Origin of the sequence: Mesorhizobium sp. M7A.T.Ca.US.000.02.2.1, from assembly GCF_003996995.1 — a bacterium.
Classification (GTDB): domain Bacteria; phylum Pseudomonadota; class Alphaproteobacteria; order Rhizobiales; family Rhizobiaceae; genus Mesorhizobium.
Genome location: NZ_RZTT01000869.1, coordinates 1 through 620, shown reverse-complemented (window position 1 = coordinate 620; position 620 = coordinate 1). Strand labels below are relative to the sequence as shown.

The window sequence follows — 620 nt, the reverse complement described above, 5'->3', positions numbered from 1 at the left end:
ACGCTGTTCCGTCGAGGACGGCACGGCTACGAACTGACGGAGGCCGGCAGCACGCTGTTCGAACGCGGCAAGGCGGTCAGTGAGCAGGCAAGCGCCTTCTCACTGCTGGCGCTGGGTTCGGTCGAGGCCATCGAAGGCACGGTGCGCATCGCCGCCAGCGAGGTGGTGGCGGCCTATGTCCTGCCTGAGATGACGATGCGGCTGGGGATCGAGGAGCCCGGCATCGAGGTCGAGATCGTCGCCTCCAATCAGGTCGAGAACCTGCTGCGTCGGGATGCCGACATCGCCATCCGCATGGTCAAGCAGGCGCAGAACGAGCTGATGGCACGCAGGGTCTGCGATATCGAGCTCTGCGCCTGCGCGGCCAAATCCTATCTCGACAGGCGCGGCCGTCCGCTGAAGCCTGCCGATCTTGTCGACCACGACCTGGTCGGCTTCGACCGCGGCGACGAGATCATCAGGGGCTTTACCCAGCATGGCATCCCCGTCACCCGGAGCAGCTTCCGCTTCAGGGCCGACAACCAGATCGTTTTGTGGGAAGCGGTGCGGGCGGGAAACGGCATCGGCCTCGGTCAGGAGCCGCTGGCCGACAGGGATCCTTCGATAGAGAAGGTTCTGCC

Annotated in this window: 1 protein-coding gene; it reads left to right on the top strand. The window is 65.3% G+C overall.

Annotated elements, in window-relative coordinates; all coding sequences use genetic code 11:
• Positions 1-620: LysR substrate-binding domain-containing protein (locus EOD15_RS35205; protein WP_127409376.1), on the top strand; the 620-nt coding region annotated here is incomplete at both ends.